Source organism: Mycolicibacter engbaekii (assembly GCF_002101585.1).
Taxonomy (GTDB): Bacteria; Actinomycetota; Actinomycetes; order Mycobacteriales; family Mycobacteriaceae; genus Mycobacterium; species Mycobacterium engbaekii.
The window spans coordinates 23,122-40,499 of sequence record NZ_LQOT01000019.1; the positions used below are offsets into that span (position 1 = coordinate 23,122).

The 17,378-nt window shown below is 69.4% G+C and carries 17 protein-coding genes; 2 read left to right on the forward strand and 15 right to left on the reverse strand.

Translation table 11 applies throughout. From position 1 onward, the window contains the following. Window positions 1-41 precede the first annotated feature (41 nt). Both AWC02_RS04945 and AWC02_RS04950 read left to right on the forward strand, forming a co-directional pair. Window positions 42-1,559 (forward strand): class I adenylate-forming enzyme family protein, encoded by a 1,518-nt coding sequence (locus AWC02_RS04945; protein WP_085127678.1) that lies wholly within the window; start codon window positions 42-44, stop codon window positions 1,557-1,559. Continuing rightward, window positions 1,556-1,858 carry a hypothetical protein gene (locus tag AWC02_RS04950; protein WP_085127679.1) on the forward strand — a complete coding sequence of 101 codons (303 nt, stop codon included), beginning with the start codon at window positions 1,556-1,558 and terminating at the stop codon, window positions 1,856-1,858. Before AWC02_RS04945 ends, AWC02_RS04950 begins: the two co-directional genes overlap by 4 nt. Before the next feature lie 4 nt (window positions 1,859-1,862). On the opposite strand, the gene AWC02_RS04955 is transcribed toward AWC02_RS04950, so the two are convergent. From AWC02_RS04955 to AWC02_RS05025, 15 genes are all read right to left on the reverse strand, one after another. Then, complete coding sequence (locus AWC02_RS04955) at window positions 1,863-2,516, reverse strand: fatty-acid--CoA ligase (protein WP_109560879.1); 654 nt, start codon at window positions 2,514-2,516, stop codon at window positions 1,863-1,865. Between the two features lie 24 nt (window positions 2,517-2,540). Then, entirely contained in the window at window positions 2,541-3,044 is a 504-nt protein-coding gene (locus tag AWC02_RS04960) for a hypothetical protein (protein ID WP_085127754.1), read from the reverse strand. 20 nt (window positions 3,045-3,064) lie between these two features. After that, window positions 3,065-3,679 (reverse strand): TetR/AcrR family transcriptional regulator, encoded by a 615-nt coding sequence (locus AWC02_RS04965; RefSeq protein WP_085127681.1) that lies wholly within the window; start codon window positions 3,677-3,679, stop codon window positions 3,065-3,067. Window positions 3,680-3,773: 94 nt separating this feature from the next. Then, on the reverse strand, window positions 3,774-4,922 hold the full coding sequence (locus AWC02_RS04970; protein ID WP_085127682.1) for an acyl-CoA dehydrogenase family protein: 1,149 nt from the start codon (window positions 4,920-4,922) through the stop codon (window positions 3,774-3,776). A gap of 8 nt (window positions 4,923-4,930) precedes the next feature. Then, window positions 4,931-6,076: a thiolase family protein gene (locus tag AWC02_RS04975; protein WP_085127683.1), complete on the reverse strand. Its 1,146-nt coding sequence runs from the start codon at window positions 6,074-6,076 to the stop codon at window positions 4,931-4,933. Between the two features lie 4 nt (window positions 6,077-6,080). Further along, entirely contained in the window at window positions 6,081-6,887 is an 807-nt protein-coding gene (locus tag AWC02_RS04980; protein WP_085127755.1) for an enoyl-CoA hydratase/isomerase family protein, read from the reverse strand. Continuing rightward, window positions 6,887-8,092 (reverse strand): CaiB/BaiF CoA transferase family protein, encoded by a 1,206-nt coding sequence (locus tag AWC02_RS04985; RefSeq protein ID WP_085127684.1) that lies wholly within the window; start codon window positions 8,090-8,092, stop codon window positions 6,887-6,889. The genes AWC02_RS04980 and AWC02_RS04985 overlap by 1 nt, the downstream gene beginning before the upstream one ends. Next, window positions 8,092-9,270, reverse strand: coding sequence for an acyl-CoA dehydrogenase family protein (locus AWC02_RS04990; protein ID WP_109560877.1), 1,179 nt, complete (start codon window positions 9,268-9,270; stop codon window positions 8,092-8,094). The genes AWC02_RS04985 and AWC02_RS04990 overlap by 1 nt, the downstream gene beginning before the upstream one ends. Before the next feature lie 62 nt (window positions 9,271-9,332). Next, complete coding sequence (locus AWC02_RS04995) at window positions 9,333-11,039, reverse strand: thiamine pyrophosphate-binding protein (RefSeq protein WP_085127686.1); 1,707 nt, start codon at window positions 11,037-11,039, stop codon at window positions 9,333-9,335. Window positions 11,040-11,063: 24 nt separating this feature from the next. After that, window positions 11,064-12,077 carry an acyl-CoA dehydrogenase family protein gene (locus AWC02_RS05000; RefSeq protein WP_237160328.1) on the reverse strand — a complete coding sequence of 338 codons (1,014 nt, stop codon included), beginning with the start codon at window positions 12,075-12,077 and terminating at the stop codon, window positions 11,064-11,066. Continuing rightward, window positions 12,074-13,288, reverse strand: coding sequence for an acyl-CoA dehydrogenase family protein (locus AWC02_RS05005; RefSeq protein WP_237160329.1), 1,215 nt, complete (start codon window positions 13,286-13,288; stop codon window positions 12,074-12,076). The genes AWC02_RS05000 and AWC02_RS05005 overlap by 4 nt, the downstream gene beginning before the upstream one ends. After that, a complete protein-coding gene (locus tag AWC02_RS05010; protein ID WP_085127688.1) occupies window positions 13,285-14,067 on the reverse strand; it encodes an enoyl-CoA hydratase/isomerase family protein in 783 nt (260 codons plus the stop codon). Before AWC02_RS05010 ends, AWC02_RS05005 begins: the two co-directional genes overlap by 4 nt. Continuing rightward, on the reverse strand, window positions 14,064-14,981 hold the full coding sequence (locus AWC02_RS05015; RefSeq protein ID WP_085127689.1) for an acyl-CoA dehydrogenase family protein: 918 nt from the start codon (window positions 14,979-14,981) through the stop codon (window positions 14,064-14,066). The genes AWC02_RS05010 and AWC02_RS05015 overlap by 4 nt, the downstream gene beginning before the upstream one ends. Further along, window positions 14,978-16,147 carry an acyl-CoA dehydrogenase family protein gene (locus AWC02_RS05020; RefSeq protein WP_085127690.1) on the reverse strand — a complete coding sequence of 390 codons (1,170 nt, stop codon included), beginning with the start codon at window positions 16,145-16,147 and terminating at the stop codon, window positions 14,978-14,980. Before AWC02_RS05020 ends, AWC02_RS05015 begins: the two co-directional genes overlap by 4 nt. Then, a complete protein-coding gene (locus AWC02_RS05025; RefSeq protein WP_085127691.1) occupies window positions 16,144-17,322 on the reverse strand; it encodes a CaiB/BaiF CoA transferase family protein in 1,179 nt (392 codons plus the stop codon). The genes AWC02_RS05020 and AWC02_RS05025 overlap by 4 nt, the downstream gene beginning before the upstream one ends. Window positions 17,323-17,378: the final 56 nt, after the last annotated feature.

Here is a 17,378-nt window from a genome sequence, read left to right on the forward strand (position 1 = left end):
CTTCCGCAAAATGATAATGTCGTTCTCATGAGGGCTGAGCCGTGAGCATCTCGCTGCTGCTGGAGATGGCGGTATCGGCGGATCCCGACCGGGTCGCCGTCGTCTCCGAGACCACCCGCCACACCACCGCCGAGCTCAATGACCGGGCCGATGGCGGCGCGGGGGTGATCGACGAGACCGGCGCCGACAGTGTCGCCTACGTCGGCATGGGCGGCGACATGCTGCCGCTGCTGCTGTTCTCCTGCGCCCGTGCGGGGCGTCCGTTCGCACCGCTGAACTACCGGCTCAGCGGGCAGTCGCTGCGGGAACTGATCGAGCGCCTGCCCCGACCGTTGATCGTGGTCGACAAGGAGTACCGCGACGTGGTGGGCGACATCGGTGTCGCGGTCATGGATTCCGATACCTTCTGCGCCCGCACCCAGACCACCGCGCCCGCCCTGCAGTGGCCCGACCCCGACGACGTGGCGGTGGTGCTGTTCACCTCGGGCACCACCTCCAAGCCCAAAGCCGTTGAGCTGACGCATAACAACCTGACCAGTTACGTGACCGGCACCGTCGAGTTCGGTTCGGCCGACGCCTCCGACGCCGCACTGATCTGCGTGCCGCCCTACCACATCGCCGGTGTCGGCGCGGCGCTGAGCAACCTGTATGCCGGCCGCAAAATGGTGTATCTGCGCCGGTTCAGCGCCGGCGAGTGGATCCGGTTGGCCACCACCGAAGCCGTCACCACCGCGACGGTGGTGCCGACCATGCTGGAGCGCATCGTCTCTGAACTCGAGGCCCGCCCGACCCCGCTGCCCGCTCTGCGCAATCTCGCCTACGGCGGTTCCAAGGTGGCGCTGCCGCTGGTGCGCCGGGCGCTGGAACTGCTGCCCGAGGTGGGCTTCGTCAACGCCTACGGGCTGACCGAGACCAGTTCGACCGTCGCGGTGCTGACCCCCGAGGACCACCGCACCGCCCATGCCGCCGACGACGAAGCCGTCCGCAGGCGGCTGGGTTCGGTAGGGCGCCCGGTGCCCGGCATCGAGGCCGTCATCCGCGACGAGGAAGGCCGGGTGCTCGAGCCGGGGCAACCCGGTGAGCTGTATGTCCGCGGCGAGCAGGTGTCGGGCACCTACACCGGAATCGGCTCGGTGCTCGACGCGCAGGGCTGGTTCCCCACGCGCGACCTCGCCGTCCTCGACGAGGAGGGCTACCTGTTCATCATCGGCCGCTCCGACGACACGATCATCCGCGGCGGCGAGAACATCGCCCCCGCCGAGATCGAGGACGTGCTGGTCGAACACGCCGAGGTCCGCGAGGTGGCGGTGGTCGGCGCGCCCGACCCCGAGTGGGGGCAGATCATCGTCGCGTGCGTGGTGCCGCAACCCGGTACGTCGCCGGATCCCGAAGCGCTGCGCGAGTATGTTCGGGAGCAGCTTCGCGGCTCCCGCACTCCCGACCGGGTGGTGTTCCGGGCGGAGTTGCCGACCACCCCGACGGGCAAGGTGCTGCGCCGGGAACTGGTCGCGGGACTGACCGAAGAACTGCAGAGTGTGAATGCCGAAGGGGCGCAATGATCAAGTCCGGTACCCGTCTGAAGAGCCAGGTTTGCGACACGCAGGTCATCGTCGTCAAAACCGCCGACAGCCTCGAAGACCTGCGCGCCGGCGGCGCCCCGATGGTGCCGCTGGACGAGACCGCGTCGGCGGACGCGGCGCTGGACCCCGACTTGGCCACCGGAGCGGTGATGGGAAAGCGCTACGTCGACGAGGCCGGCGCCGAGGTGCTGGTGACCAAGGCCGGCGCCGGAACCTTGAGCATCGGCAGCGTGCCGCTGACCATCAAGGAAGCCAAGCCGCTTCCCGCCAGCGACTGAGGGCTCAGCCGGCGGTGTCGTCGCCCACGCGCATCAGTTGCGCCAGCCGGCCGACGAACACCGGCGGGTAGACGCCGACACCGGCCCGGGTGATCCACTCGGCGGCGAACTGCGGCTCGTCGATCCACCCCACCGCTGCGCGCTCGGCGACGCCCTCGGCGGCCTCCTGCAGCATGAAGACCTCCCGCGGGTTGTCGAAGGCCTGAAACATCCAGATCCTCCGGATGCCGGCGGCATGGAAGTGCTTCGTGGTGCCTTGGACATGGGCGATCAGCGTCTGGGGGTCGGCGACTTCGGCTACCGCCGCGACCACCGCCCCGGGCGCCTCGGTGGCGCCCGCGCCGGCCGGATCGGTGAGCTCGATGCGCTGCACCAGGTAACCGGCGAACACCGCCGGGATGTCGACGACGCCCACGGCATCGAACCAGGCCAGGAACGCGGCGTCGCGCAGCAGTTCGGTGACGGGCTGCAGGGCGTCGATCGCCATCACCGCCAGCACCCGGCCCGGGTCCACCGCCGAGGTGTAGACGAGGACGTGGTGGGCGCCCATCCGGGCGAGGTTGTCGCGGTGCTGCTCCACCAGCGGCCAGACCCTGCCCGGGTCCGGCACCCGGTAGTCGGTCACCAGCACCACCGAGCGTGCCAGTGGATCAGGCATCATCGCGGACGCGCGGGCGCGCTCTCAACTGGCCGGGCTCAGATCCGCCGCGACCGAGCTACACGCTGCCGGTCCGCACCGGAAGAACTCCACCTGGGCATTGCGGTCCGGGGCGACGCCGGCCGCTCGCAGCGCCTGCGCCTTGAAGGCGCGCGCCGCCGCGCTGAGCCGGTGCTGGCGGACGTCGACGTCGCTGTCCAGTTCCGCCGGCACGTCGCCCCACAGCGTCACCTCGGTGCTGCTGTGGTCGAGCGCGTCGAGCACGCCCTGGCGTACCTGGGCATGGCCGTCGAACATCTGCGCGCACACCGCGATGGTCTGCGGGTGCGGCCAGCGATCCCACTGCTTGAGCACCGACGCCAGGTCTGCCACGCGGGCCCCGAGGATCTGCAGGGGCCGGACGTCCTCGGCGCCGTCGATCATGACGGTGACGTCCCAGCCGGCTGCGGCACGGTCATAGAGCCAGCCGCCGGCGGCGGAGACGACGTCGATGACGCTGCGGCCCACGATGTCGAACCGGTAGCGCATGTCCGGGTCGTCGGCGCCGCTCACCGGTGGGCGTCCTTTTCCTGGGGAGTGAAGTCGCGGTCCAGTGTTTCCGCGTACCCCGCGAACACCTCGGTCAGCGGTATTGATGGATCCAGCAGCCATGACATCTCCATTCCGTTGATAAAGGCGATAATCTCCACGGCCTTGGCGTCCGCGTCGAGGTCTGAGCGGTACCGGCCCTCGGCTATGCCGCGCCGGATCAGGTCGGCGACGATCTGCAGGGCGCTGCGGTACCGGTACAGCATGCGGTCGTGCAGGGGCGCCTCGGGCAAGACGTTTTCGGCGAGCAGCACCGTGAAGGTGCCGACCAGCTCGGGAGCCCGGCGGAACCGCTCGGCCACCCGCTGAATCTCCTCGATCAGGTCGCCGCTTCGGTCGGCGTGGATGTCGTCGTCGGCGTCGCGGGCATCGAGCACCGCGTGCAGCAGCTGTTCCTTGGAGGAGAAGTGATGCAGCAGGCCGGCCGCGCTGACCCCCGCGTTGCGGGCGATCTGCGCCAGCGAGGTGTTGCGCCAGCCGTTGCGCGCCAACAGCTGTTCGGCTGCCAGCAGAATCCGCTGCCGGCGGTCCTCGCCCTTGGCGAGCAATGTGGCGTACGGCCGGGGTGAGGTCACCGGTCTCCTTCGTTCAACCAACCGAGTGAACACACAGTAGGTTGGTTAGGCCGTCTGTGACAAGGGTCTCATCGAAGAATTTTTGTTCCCGGCCTCACAGCCCCAGGGACTTGGCGACGATCATCTTCATCACCTCGGAAGTCCCGGCATAGATCCGGGCGACCCGGGCATCGGTGTAGAGCCGCGCGATCGGATACTCCATCATGTAGCCGTAGCCGCCGAACAGCTGCAGGCAGCGGTCGATGACGCGGGCCTGCATCTCGGTGCAGAAGAGCTTGGTGCGAGCGGCGTCGGCACCCGACAAGACGCCGTCGACGTGGTCGGCGACCGCGCGGTCGAGCATGCATTGGGCGGCCTCGATCTCGGTGGAGACCGCGGCCAACTCGAACTTGGTGTTCTGGAACGACGCGACCGGAGAGCCGAATACGTTGCGGTTCTTGACGTAGTCGATGGTGGCGTTCAGCGCCGAGCGGGCCTGGGCCACCGACCCCACCGCCACGGTCAGACGCTCCTGGGCCAGATTGTGGCCCAGATAGCTGAAGGCCTCGCCTTCCTCCCCCAGCCGGTTGGCCACCGGAACCCGCACATCGGTGAAGGACAGCTCGGCGGTGTCTTGGACCTTGCAGCCCATCTTGTCGAGCTCGCGCCCGCGCTCGAAGCCGGCCATTCCGTCCTCGACCACCAGCAGGGTCAGACCACGCCGCCGGTTGTCGGGGTCGGTCGAGGTGCGGGCCACCACGATCACCAGGTCGGCCTGAATGCCGCCGGTGATGAAGGTCTTGGCACCGTTGAGCACGTAGCTGTCGCCGTCCCGGACGGCGGTGGTGCGCATCCCGGCGAGGTCGGATCCGGTGCCCGGCTCGGTCATCGCGATGGCGGTCAGCAGTTTGCCGGCCGCCATGCCCGGAAACCAGCGCGCCCGCTGTTCCTCGCCGGCGTAATGCAGGAAGTAGGGCAGGATCACCTCGAGCTGGGTGCGCACCGTGGACAGCGTGACCAGTGCCCGGGCCGCTTCCTCCTGCAGCACGACGTTGTAGCGGTAGTCGTCGATGCCTGCGCCGCCGTACTCCTCGGGGATGGCCATGCCCAGCATCCCCAGCGAGCCCAGCTGTTCGAACACCGCGCGGGGCATCCGGCCCGCCTTCTCCCACTGCGGGTACTCGGGCACCACATGCTTCTCGATGAAATCGCGGGCCAGTGCCCGGAATGCCTCGTGGTCTTCGGTGAAAAGGTCGCGCCGCATGCGAATTCCTATCCGGCCAGCTCGACGATGGTGGCGTTGGCGGTGCCGCCGCCCTCGCACATGGTCTGCAAACCGTAGCGAATCCCGTTGTCGCGCATGTGATGGATCATCCGGGTCATCAGCACGGCTCCGGAAGCGCCGAGCGGGTGCCCCAGGGCGATCGCTCCGCCGACCGGGTTGAGCCGGTCGGGGTCCGCGCCGGTCTCGGCGAGCCAGGCCAGCGGCACCGGGGCGAACGCCTCGTTGACCTCGAACACGCCGATGTCGGCTATCCCCAGTCCGGCACGGTTGAGCACCTTCGCGGTGGCCGGGATGGGCCCGGTGAGCATCAGCACCGGATCGGCCCCGGTCACCGCGCCCGCGGTATACCGCACCAGCGGGGTCAGCCCGCGCCGGGCAGCCTCGTCCTCGCTCATCACCAAAAGCGCCGCGGCGCCGTCGGAGATCTGCGACGAGTTGCCGGCGTGGATCACCCCGTCCTCGCGGAACGCCGGCTTGAGGCCGGCCAGCTTCTCGGCGGTGGTGCCGCGGCGAATGCCCTCGTCGGCGTCGACCACCCCGCCGTCGGTCGCCACGGGCACAATCTGGTCGCGGAACGCCCCCGCGTCCTGCGCGGCAGCGGCCAGCTCATGGGAACGCGCCGAGTACTCGTCGAGTGCAGTGCGGTCCAAACCCCACTTCTGACAGATCATCTCGGCTCCGGTGCCCTGGTTGAACTCGAACCCGTCATAGCGGGCCAGCGCCTTGGGTCCGAAGGGCTCGCCGGTGGCGCGCGCGGCGCCGAGCGGGACCCGGCTCATCACCTCCACACCCCCGGCGACCACGATGTCCTGCTGGCCGGACATCACGGCCTGCACGGCGAAGTCCAGCGCCTGCTGACTGGAGCCGCAGGCGCGGTTGACGGTGGTGGCCGGAACGTGTTCGGGCCAACCGGCGGCCAGTACCGCATACCGGCCGATGTTGGAGGACTGATCGCCGATCTGCGACACGCAGCCCCACACCACGTCGTCGACCACCTCGGGTTCGACACCGGCGCGGTGCATCAGTTCGTTGAGCACGATCGCGGACAGGTCCGCCGCGTGCGTACCGGACAACCCGCCGTTGCGCTTTCCGACGGGGGTGCGTACCGCTTCGACGATCACCGTGGGTCGCATCTGACTACTCCGATCTCCTTGACGTGGGCAGCCACCCGCCGGTGAAGCGCGCAGGGCGCTTCTCGGCGAAGGCCGCATAGGCTTCCGCGGCATCGGTGCCCGCGAAATTGGCGATCTGGGCCCGCGTTTCATTGGCCAGCGCCTCGGCCAGCGTGGCGTCGGCGCCCTGGTTGAGCAGTGCCTTGGTCTGCGCCAGCGCCCGCGGCGGGCCGGCGGCGAGCCGGTCGGCGAGGTCGTCGACGAAGGCGTCGATCTCCCCGGCGCCGACCACCCAGGTCACCAGGTTCAGTGCCTGCGCCTCGGCGGCGTCGATGGTGTCGGCCAGCAGTGCCAGGCGCTTGGCCTGTTGCAACCCGACCAGTTTGGGCAGCAGCCAGGACCCGGCCAGGTCCAGCGAAAGCCCGCGTTTGGCGAAGATCTGGCAGAACCGCGACTCCGGGGTCGCCACCACCAGGTCACACCCCAGCGCCAGGTTCCAGCCGGCCCCGACCGCGACCCCGTTCACTTTCGCGACGGTGGGCACGGCCAACTCATGCAGGGCCAACGCGACATCGGACAGCCGGCGCAACTTCTCGGCCGGGTGGACCTCGTCGGGTGTGCCGATGTCAGCACCCGAGCAGAACGCCCCGCCGGCGCCGGTGATCACCAGTGCCCGCAGGTCGCGGTCGTCGGCGGCGTCGCGCAGGGCGTCGCGCAGCTGGCGCCACAGCGCCGGGTTGATCGCGTTCTTGCGGGCGGGCCGGTTGAGGGTCAGTGTGCGCACGCCGTCGCGGTCGGTGCGCAGCAGCAGCGGTTCGGTGTCGGGGGCCATCAGCACTCAGCCTGCCCTATCGCCCCCTGCCGGCGCAGGGCGGCGATGTCGGCGCCGGTCAGCCCGAGCTCGCCCAGCACCGCGTCGGTGTGTTCGCCCAGGCCCGGTACCGCCCCCATCGGGGGCTGGTAGCCGGCGATCACCGGCGGCGGCAGCAGCGACGGGATGGGTCCGGCGGGGGTGTCGATCCGGTGCCACCGGTCGCGCTGGGCAAGCTGCGGGTGTGCCAGGACGTCGCTGGGCGTGTTGTAGCGCGCGTTGCCGATTCCGGCGGCGTCGGCGGCGTCCTGGATGTGGGCCAGGTCGTGGCGTGCGCACCACGCCGCGATCGCTTCGTCGAGAATCGGGCGGTTGGCGACCCGGTCTGCGTTGCCGGCGAACCGGGGGTCGTCGGCAAGGTCGTTGCGGTCCAGCAATTCCCGGGCCAGCCGCTGCCACTCCCGGTCATTGGTGGTGCCCAGCACCACGGTGTGGCCGTCGGCGGTCGGGTAGGCACCGTAGGGCGCCACGGCCGGCGAGCTCATGCCCAGTGGCTGCTGATCGATTCCGGAGTGCCGCGCGTAGGTCAGGTTGTAGCCCATCAACTCAGCCATGGTGTCGAACAGGCTCACCCCGACCGACGGCGCGGGCGAATCCGGTTGCGCCCGGCGGCCGACCAGCAAGGCCATGATCGACAGCGCGGCGTAGAGCCCGGAGGTCACATCGGCCACCGGCGGCCCCGGTTTGGCCGGGGCGCCCGGGTGGCCGGTCACCGAGCACACTCCCGACTCCGCCTGCACCAGCAGGTCGTAGGCCCGCTTGTGCGACAGTGGCCCGCCGCTGCCGTAGCCGTCGATCTCCACGGCGATCACCCGCGGGTGCCGCTGCGCCATCTGTTCGGCGGCCAGGCCCAGCCGTGCGGTCGCGCCCGGCGCGAGGTTGGACACCAGCACGTCCGCGCGGTCCAACAGTCGGTGCAGGACATCACGTCCCGCTTCGCTTTTCAGATCCAGGGTCACCGACTCCTTGCCCCGGTTGACCCAGACGAAATGCGCGGCCTGGCCGTTGACGACATCGTCGTAATAGCGGGCGAAGTCGCCGCCGGCGGGGTTTTCCACCTTGATGACACGGGCCCCGAAGTCGGCCAGGGTGCGGGTGCACATGGGCGCCGACACCGCCTGCTCCAGCGCCACCACCGTGATGCCGGCAAGCGGTGCTGCAACCATCAGTAGCTCCTCGGCAGGCCGAGCACGTGCGAGCCGAGGAAGTTCAGGATCATCTCCTGGCTGACCGGCGCGATCTTCATCAGGCGCGACTCCCGGAAGAACCGGGAGATGTTGTACTCCTCGGAGTAGCCCATCCCGCCGTGGGTCTGCAGAGCGCGGTCCGCCGCCGCGAACCCGGCATCGGCGCACAGATATTTGGCCATGTTGGCCTCCCGGCCGCAGGACTTGCCGTTGTCGTAGAGCCAGGTGGCCTTGCGCAGGATCAACTCGGCGGCATCCAGACGAGCCAGCGAGTCGGCGAGCGGGAACTGGATGCCCTGGTTCATGCCGATCGGCCGGTCGAACACCACCCGCTCGTTGGCGTACTTGACCGCCCGGTCCAGCGCGACCCGGCCGATGCCGAGCGCCTCGGCGGCGATCAGCATGCGCTCCGGGTTGAGCCCGTGCAGGATGTAGGAGAAGCCCTTGCCCTCCTCCCCGATCCGGTGTTCGGCCGGGATGCGCAGGTCGTCGATGAACACTTCGTTGGACGACACCGCATTTCGGCCCATTTTGGTGATCGGCCGGATGTCGACGTGGTTGCGGTCGATATCGGTGAGAAACAGGGTGAGGCCGTCGGTCGGTTTGGCCGCTTCGTCCCGGGACTGGGTGCGGGTCAGGAGCAGGATCTTCTCCGACTCCAGCGCCTTGGATATCCACACCTTGCGGCCGTTGACCACGTAGTCGCTGCCGTCCCGCCGGGCAAACGTGGTGATACGTGAGGTGTCCAGTCCCGCAGTCGGTTCGGTGACACCGAAGCACACGTGCAGGTCGCCGCTGACGATGCGGGGCAGGGTTTCGGTCTTCATCTCATCGGAGCCGAAGACCACCACCGGCTGCATTCCGAAGATCGACATGTGGATGGCGCTGGCGGCGTTCATGCCGCCGCCCGAGCGCGCCACCTCCTCGGCCAGCAACGTCGCCTCGGTGATGCCCAGCCCGTGGCCGCCGTACTGTTCGGGGATGGTCATGCCCAGCCAGCCGCCGCCGGCGATGGCGTCGTAGAACTCCTGCGGGAATTCGTGCGCCAGGTCTTTGGCCATCCAGTAGTGGTCGTCGAACCTCGCCGCCAGGTCGGCGATCGACTTGCGGATCAGCTGCTGGTCCTCGGTCAGTTCGAAGCTCATTCCGCCGGACATGGTCGCCTCCAGCCCCTCCGCGCTTGCACGTTGTTATTCCAAAACGAGAATAATATTCTCATTCACTGGGTGCCCTCGGCATACCAGGTCCGGAACTCGGCGTAGTTGGGCATCTCTTCGGAGTTCGCCTTCGGATCGATGCAGACGTGGATGACCGCGGTCCCGCCGGTGGCGTAGGCCCGCTCGATCGCCGGCCCGATCTGAGCCTCGTCGTCGACGTACTCCCCATGGCAGCCCATGCCCTCGGCGATCTTGTCGAACCGGACGTCTTTGCTCCAGTGCACGCCCGGTTGCGGCGAAGGCTGCTCGAAGGTGCGCTTGTACACCCCCACCTCCAGGCCCCATTGGTGGTCCACGCCCACCACGCAGACCAGCGGCAGGCGCAGCCGGGCCGCGGTCTCCAGCTCGGCGATGTGGAACAGGAACGCCGAGTCGCTGGTCAGCAGCATCACCGGCCGCTTGCCGCCCTCGGCGACCGAGGCCCCCACGGCATAGGGCAGTCCGGTGCCCAGGTGCCCGAAGTTCTGGTTCCACATCACGTCGTGCGGTTTGGCCTGCGAATAGGTCCACTGGAAGATCACCGTCGCGCCGCCGTCGCGGACCATGATGCCGTCGGACGGGAAGGCTTTGGTGGCCTCGACCACGAAGCGCGCCGGATGCACCGGGCTGCGCCCCGCGGGTGCGGTTCGGGCCAACTCGGCGAGCTGGTCGGCATCCTGTTCGATCCACCTGGCCAGCTCCGGCGACGGTGTGCGGGGACTGTCCTTGAGCGCGTCGACAAGCTGCGGCACGATGCCGCGCAGGTCGCCCACCAGCGGCACGTCCACCGGCCGGTTCACCCCGATCGCCGTCGGGTCCTGCTCGACGTAGATCCACTTGCGTTCGGCGTTCTTGTCCGCCCAGTGCCGGGTGGTGCCGTAGTGCACCGGCTCGCCCAGCTCGGTGCCCAGCGCCACGCAGACATCGGAGCCGGTGACGGCTTCGACGGCCGCGGTGGAGAAACCGTAGGGGAAGGTGCGCTCTTCCAGGCCGGGGATGAACGCGGTGCCGCCGGACGTCTGGATCACCGGGCAGGCCATCAGCCCAGCCAGCTCGGCGACCGCGGCCGCGCTGCGTGAGGTGTGCACCCCGTGGCCCACCAGCAGGATCGGGCTGGCCGCGTTGCGGATGATCTCGGCGGCATCGGCGATCTCGGCCGCACCGGCACGCTGGTTGACCAGCCGATAGCGGTGCGGCTCAGGCGGGGCCGCGACGTCGAGTTCTTCGAGGATCACGTGTGAGGGGTATTCGATGTAGGCCGGGCCGGGAGTGCCCGACAGCGCGCGGCGAATCGCCTCGTGCACGATCTCGTCGGTCTGGTCGGCGTACTCGATCGACGCGCTGTATTTGACCGACGGCGTGAAAAGTTCTTCCTGGCGCACGAACTGGATCCGCCCGCGCCGCACCCGCCGCTCGGTGATACGGGCGCGCTGGCCGCCCAGGAACACCACCGGGGAGTTCTCCACCTTCGCGCACATCATCGCCCCGGCGATATTGGCGACTCCCGGCCCCAGGGTGCCGATGCACAGGCCCGGCCGGCCGGTCATCCGGGAGGCCGCTTCGGCCATGAAGCCCGCACTTTCCTCGTGGTGCGGCGCCACCACCGACCAGCCGCGCTGTTCGGCCTCGACGAACATGTGCACGAAGTTGGGGTCGGGAATACCGAACAGCGTGTTGACGCCCTCGGCCTCGAACAGCTCCAGAATCCGGCGATATACGGGTACACCCACGGTCGAAACTCCTTGCTTTTCTTATCAGTACCGCTGAGTCAAACGTTTCCGGTGGGCTGCCGGCGATCCGAACAGCGACCGGTTGAGGGTGGCGCGCTTGAGGTAGACGTGGATGCCGCTCTCCCACGTGTAGCCGATGCCGCCGTGCAGTTGCAGTGCCTTGCCGACGACGTCGACGGCGGCGGCACAGGTGTAGGACTTCGCCATGGACACCGCGGCCTCGGTGTCCGGTCCGTTGCCCACCAGCGCATCCACCGCGTCGTGCACCAGGACGCGGGCCATCGAGACCTGCACCAGCATGTCGGCGCAGGCGTGCTTGACGGCCTGGAAGGAGCCGATGGGGCGGCCGAACTGCTGGCGGGTCTGCGCGTAGGACACCGTCGCCGCGAGCATGGCCTGCGCCAGGCCCAGGCTGTCGCAGGCCACCGCGACGGCCGCCCGGTGGTGGGCTTCGGCTGCGCGCTGCGGCTCGGCGTAGCGCAGCACCGCCGAGTCGGCCACCGCGATCCCGTCGGCCGTGACGGCGGCAGCGCGGCGCGTCTGGTCGATCAGCGGCACCGGGGTGACCTGCAGACCGTGAGCGACGACCGCGACCTGCGCTCCGGACGGCTCGGTCGCCAGCACCAGCAGCCGGTCGGCGCCCTCGACGTCGAGCACACAGTCGGCGTGCCCGCTCAACCGCCCTCGGGCATCGATGGCGAAGGACTCCCCGATGACGGTGGCGACCTGGGTGCGGCCGGCGGCGACGTCGGCCAGCAGCGTGTTGCGCGCCGTACTGGTCTGCAGGTTGTTCAGCACCCCCACCGTCAGCACCGCGCTGCCCAGGAAGGGTGTCTGCGCGGCGGCGCGGCCCAACTCCTGGCAGATCACCGCGGCCTCGGCGAAGGTGGCGCCCGCACCGCCGAGCTCCTCGGCAACCTCCAGGCCCAGCCAGCCGGCGTCGGCCATGGTGGGCCAGTCGACCACGCGGTCGCGGGCCAGCAGGTCGGCCGCCACGCTGCGCAGCTCGTCGTGCAGCTGGGCGAAATCGGTGGTCACGGCGCACTCGGCTCTCTGGGCAGGCCGAGGCCGCGTTCGCCGATGATGGTGCGCTGGATCTCGCTGGACCCACCGGGAATGGTCCATTCCCAGGAGCCGATGAAATCCAGCACCCACGATCCGGATTCCCAGCCGCTGGACAGCGGCTTGTCCAGCACGGTGTGGGCGCCCACGCCGCCGATCTCGGTGCCGAAGTCGGTGAGCCGCTGCAGCAATTCGCTGTAGCAGAGCTTCACGATCGAGGCGTCGGCCGGCCCAGCGGTGCCGGCTTCGACGTCGCGCACCAGTTTGCGGCACATGCTGCGCAGGCCCGTGATCTCGGTCTCCAGCTGGGCCAGCCGGTCGGCTGTCACCGGGTCGTCGACCGGGGCGGCCTGCAGCAGCCAACGCAGACCCGCACAGCCCAGGCGCTCGGACAGCTCGAGCATGGTCATGCCGCGTTCGGCGCCCAGCGTCGCCTGCGCCACCTGCCATCCGGCGTTCTCCGCGCCGATCAGGTTGGCCGCCGGGATCACGACGTCGTCGAGGAAGATCTCGCAGAAGTGCTGATCGCCGACGGCGTTTCGGATCGGCCGTACCTGCACCCCGGGAGTGGCCATGTCCAGCAGGAAGTACGAGATGCCCTTGCGTTTGGGGGCGTGCGGGTCGGTGCGGGCCAACAGCAGGCACCACTGGGCGTAGCGGGCGCCGCTGGCCCACAGCTTCTGGCCGTTGACCACATAGTCGCCGCCCACGCGGCGCGCGGTGGTGCGCAGCGAGGCCAGATCCGAGCCCGCCTCGGGTTCGGAGAAGCCCTGCACCCAGATCTCGCCGTCGAGGATCGCCGGCAGATGGCGGCGGCGCTGTTCCTCGGTGCCCGCGGCCAGCAGTGTCGCCGCGGCGTGGTGGATGCCGACGAAAGCCAGCACCAACCGGGGGGCGTCGTGGGCGGCCAGTTCCTGATAGAGCACGGCCTGGTCGGCCACCGACATCCCGCCGCCCCATTCGCGCGGCCAGTGCGGGACGGCGAACCCGGCGCTGTGCAGGGTGGCGAACCAGGCGCGCTGGAAGTCGACGAATTCACGCTCGCTCACGCCGGTCTGGGCGCTCCGCCAGTCGGCCGGGATGTTGTCGCGACACCACTGCCGCACCCGGAGCCGGAAATCGGTGGGTTCATGCGGCGGTTCCAGCTTCGCCTCTCCTCCGTCGAACCTCGCTGAACCGCCGGTCATCGCCGGGCCGCCCGCTCCGCGAAGGCGAGCAGGCGCTGCCGGTGTTCGGCGGTCTTCATGGTGGCCACTTCCGCGGCGAACCCGGCCTGCAGCGGCCCGCCCAGCACCTGGGACAGGTACATGTTGACCACGCGCTTGGTGCCCTGCAGCGCCTCGGGAGGCTGGGCGGCCAGCCGGGCCGCCAGCTGATGGGCTTGCGGCAGCAGTTCCTCGGGCGCCACCGCGCGGCTGGCCAGGCCGAGCTCGACGGCGGTGGCGGCGTCGATGCGATCACCGGTGTAGAGGTATTCGCGGGACCGCAGGATCGGGGTGATCAGGGGCCACAGGGCGGCTCCGCCGTCACCGGCGACCAGACCGACCGCCACGTGCGGATCGGCCAGGTAGGCGGTCTGGGCGATCAACACGATGTCGCAGAGCACCGCGACGCTGCATCCCAGCCCGACGGCGGAGCCGTTGACGGCCGCGATGACCGGCAGCGGGAAGCGCAGCATCTCTTCGATGATCTGAGCCCCTTCGCGGATGCTCTCGTCGCGGGCGGATTCGTCATCGAGAAACGTGGTGATCCAGCCCAGGTCGCCGCCGGCGGAGAACGCCCGCCCGGCGCCGGTCAGCACCACGACCCGGATCTCCTTGTCGGCGGCCAGCTGGCGCCACACATTGGCCAGGCCCCAGTGCAGGTCGGCGTTGACGCTGTTGAGCTCGTCGGGCCGGTTGAGCGTGACAGTCCGGACCGGACCGTCCCCGGTGACCGTGATTGCCTGCGGCAGATCGTATTTCATGAGTACAGTCCCGTCAGACCGGTACGCGGGGCGCGGCGGGCCAGCCGGTCGCGGGTCGCTGCCAGCCCCCAGGGCAGGCGCCGCAGCGGCTGGCTGTAGCGCGACAGCCACGACAGCGCGGTCTCGTCGCAGAATCCGACGGCACCGTGCAGCTGGTGGCACACCCGGAACACCACGTCGGCGGCCTCCAGCGCCGCCGAACGCAGTGCCAGTGCGTCATCGACGGCTTCGGGGCGCCCGGTCGCGATGCTCCACAGTGCGTATTTGGCCAGCATGTCCAGCCCGGCGCGCTCCACCTCGGCGTCGGTGAGCTGGAACTGAACACCCTGAAATTTCGAGAGCGCCTGGCCGAACTGCTCACGCAGCTGCACGTGGGAGATGGTGAGATCCATTGCCCGGTCCAGCATTCCCAGCAAGGTCCAGCACGGCAGCGTCAGTGCCAGGGCGATGTCGCCGGCGCCGCCGGTGTCGACTTCGGCCAGGGTCAGCTCGGCCACCAGGGCGGGCCGGGTCTGCGACTGGGCCACCACGGTGCTGCGAACACCGGCCAACGTGACCGCCGCCCAGCGCTTGGTCAGTCCCGCCACCGGTCCGGACGGCAGCTGCTCGGCCACCACGATCAGCCCGTCGACGTCGAGATCCTCGGGTGCAGAGAGACATTCGGCCACCGGGTATGGCAACGCCCAGTACCCGGCGCTGCGGCACAGGGCGGCGGCCGCCTCGAGTTCGGCGGCATCGGCGCGGGGCTTGAGTTCGGCTGCCCCCAGCTCGCGCAGAATCGGGCCGACCAGGTGCTCCCGGATGCCCGGGTCGGCGTCGGCGCGCAGCACCAGCTCGTCGCCGCCGGCGGCTTCGAAGGCGCGGCGCGCCGACCGCCCGTACTCTTGGGCTTCGCTGCCCAGTTCCAGGTTCATCGCGGCGCCGCCAGCAGGGCACGCGACAACAGGATGCGTTGCATCTCGATGCTTCCCGAAGACACAGTGGCCGCCTGCGAATAGCGCCAATGGTCTTGGACCTCGGCGCGGAACCATCGCGCCTGCGGCTCGTCGGGCGCTTCGGCGGCGATCTCCATCAGCACTTCCGCACTCTCGTGATCCAGCCGGGTGACCGCGATGCGGTAGGCGGCGGCATCACCGGGCGCCACCTGGCCCCCGGCTTGCAAGGCCACCACACGGTAGGCCATCAGCCGGGCTCGCCGGCAATGGGTGAGCATGCGCACCCACCGCGCGATCAGCTCTGCCGGCAGGGCGTCCCAGCGCACGCCCAGGACGTGCGGCGCTGCGGCCAGCAGTCGTTCGCAGCGGGCGTAGCGGGCGATGCCGACCCGCTCGAAAGCCATCACGTCGGCCACGATCGACCAGCCGGCGTCGACCTGGCCGAGCACGTCGGCGTCGGTGACGCGCAGGTTGTCGAAGAACACCTCGTTGAGATGGTGCGGGCCCATCATGGTGCCCAGCGGGCGAACGGTGATCGCGGGGTCGTTCATCGGAACCAGGAACACGGTCAGGCCCTGCTGCTTTTTGGTCACGGACCCCTCCCCGACGCGGGTGGTGCGAACCAGCAGGAAGCACCACTGCGCCATGGTCGCGTACGAGGTCCAGATCTTCTGGCCGTTGATCAGCCAGCCGTCCGCGTCACGGCGGGCGTACGTGCGCAGCGAAGCCAGATCGGAACCGGCTTCGGGCTCGGAGAACCCCTGGCACCAGATCACCTCCCCCGCCGCGATCGGCGGCAGGTGCCGTTGCTGTTGTTCGGGTGTGCCATGCCGCATGAGGATCGGGCCGACCCAGTTCACCCCCATGTACTGCGCGCCGCGCGGCTCGTGGTGCGCCCACATCTCCTCACGCACCACGGTCTGCTCCCACACCGAGGCGTCGGCGCCGCCGAACTGCGCCGGCCACGACAGGCACAGCAGCCCCTGCTCGGCCAGCAGCCGGCAGAACCGTTGCGCCGCAGCAAGGTCGGCGGGGTCATCGGTGAACGCGCCCGGGAACTGCTCGGGCATCTCCTGGTGGATCAGGTCACGCAGCCGGGCCCGTAGCTCGCCGGCCTGCGGACCCATGGCGAAGTCCAGGGTCATGCGGTGTCCTGCCCGAGGCCCAGTTCGGCGAAGATCTCCGCGGTGTGCGCGCCCAGTTCCGGTGCGCCGCCGGCGACTTTGCCCGGCGTGCGCGACAGCCAGGTCGGAACCCCGGGGAAACGGACCGGGCCGTGCGGGGTGGCCACGGTTTCGAACAGGCCCACCGCGTTGAGGTGCGGATCGTCGAACAGCGCACCGGGGGAGTTCAGCGGGGCGGCGGGAATCTCCAGCTCCTCGAAGAGCGCCAGCCATTGTGCGGTGGTGCGTTCTTTCATGGTCTGCGCCACCAGCCCGTACACGGTGTCGATCTGCTGGGCACGCTGGGCCAGGGTGGCGTACTGCTCGCCGGCCCAGGCGGGCTGCACGGCCGCGATGAAGGCGTTCCAGTGTTTGTCGTTGTAGATCAGTGCAGCGATCCGGCCGTCGCTGGTGTCATAGGGCCGCCGGTTGGGCGCCACCGTGCGCGGGTAGACGGCCGGACCCAACGGCGGGTCGAACATCGCACCGTTGGCGTGTTCGACGAGCATGAATGAGGCCATGGTCTCGAACATCGCGACTTCGACCTCTTGGCCCTGGCCGGTTCGTTCGCGGTGGAAAAGCGCCATCATGGTGGCGTAGAGGGCGGTCAGCCCGGCGATCTTGTCGGCGATGATGGTGCCGACGTAGTCGGCGCGTCCGGTGAGCTGCTCTTGGACGGCGGGCAGACCGCATTCGGCCTGAATGGTGTCGTCGTAGGCCGGGCGGTCCGCGGCCGGCCCGCGGCGGCCGTAGCCGTAGCAGTTGGTGTAGACGATCCCGGGGTTGTGTGCGGCGACGTCGTCGTAACCCAGGCCCAGCTTCGCGATCGCTTTGGCCCGCATCGAATGGATGAACACGTCCGCGCTGCCGATCAGCGCGGTGATCGCCGCGTGCCCCGCCGCCGAGCGCAGGTCCAGCACCATGCTGCGTTTTCCGCGGTTGACGTTGACGAACACACCACTCATGTCCGGTGCCGGCCCGGCGGAGATGTAGCGGGTGGCGTCCCCCTCGGGCGGCTCGATCTTGATGACGTCGGCGCCCATGTCGGCCATGATCTGGGTGCAGTACGGGCCCATCACCATGGTGGTCAGATCGACCACGCGCACGCCGCGCAGCGGGCCGCCCACCGCAGCGTCGCCGGCGTCGGCTGCCGTCATTTGTTCGGACAAAATACTCCGTTCTGCGTATTGCAGAACACTATTCCGCAGGGCTT

Bases quoted from the DNA above. Each gene is read 5' to 3' on its own strand.
- AWC02_RS04950 (WP_085127679.1), top strand. From the start codon at position 1,556: ATGATCAAGTCCGGTACCCGTCTGAAGAGCCAGGTTTGCGACACGCAG.
- AWC02_RS04955 (WP_109560879.1), bottom strand. From the start codon at position 2,516: ATGCCTGATCCACTGGCACGCTCGGTGGTGCTGGTGACCGACTACCGG.
- AWC02_RS04960 (WP_085127754.1), bottom strand. From the start codon at position 3,044: ATGCGCTACCGGTTCGACATCGTGGGCCGCAGCGTCATCGACGTCGTC.
- AWC02_RS04970 (WP_085127682.1), bottom strand. From the start codon at position 4,922: ATGCGGCGCGACCTTTTCACCGAAGACCACGAGGCATTCCGGGCACTG.
- AWC02_RS04975 (WP_085127683.1), bottom strand. From the start codon at position 6,076: ATGCGACCCACGGTGATCGTCGAAGCGGTACGCACCCCCGTCGGAAAG.
- AWC02_RS04980 (WP_085127755.1), bottom strand. From the start codon at position 6,887: ATGGCCCCCGACACCGAACCGCTGCTGCTGCGCACCGACCGCGACGGC.
- AWC02_RS04985 (WP_085127684.1), bottom strand. From the start codon at position 8,092: ATGGTTGCAGCACCGCTTGCCGGCATCACGGTGGTGGCGCTGGAGCAG.
- AWC02_RS04990 (WP_109560877.1), bottom strand. From the start codon at position 9,270: ATGTCCGGCGGAATGAGCTTCGAACTGACCGAGGACCAGCAGCTGATC.
- AWC02_RS05005 (WP_237160329.1), bottom strand. From the start codon at position 13,288: ATGACCGGCGGTTCAGCGAGGTTCGACGGAGGAGAGGCGAAGCTGGAA.
- AWC02_RS05010 (WP_085127688.1), bottom strand. From the start codon at position 14,067: ATGAAATACGATCTGCCGCAGGCAATCACGGTCACCGGGGACGGTCCG.
- AWC02_RS05015 (WP_085127689.1), bottom strand. From the start codon at position 14,981: ATGAACCTGGAACTGGGCAGCGAAGCCCAAGAGTACGGGCGGTCGGCG.
- AWC02_RS05020 (WP_085127690.1), bottom strand. From the start codon at position 16,147: ATGACCCTGGACTTCGCCATGGGTCCGCAGGCCGGCGAGCTACGGGCC.
- AWC02_RS05025 (WP_085127691.1), bottom strand. From the start codon at position 17,322: ATGACGGCAGCCGACGCCGGCGACGCTGCGGTGGGCGGCCCGCTGCGC.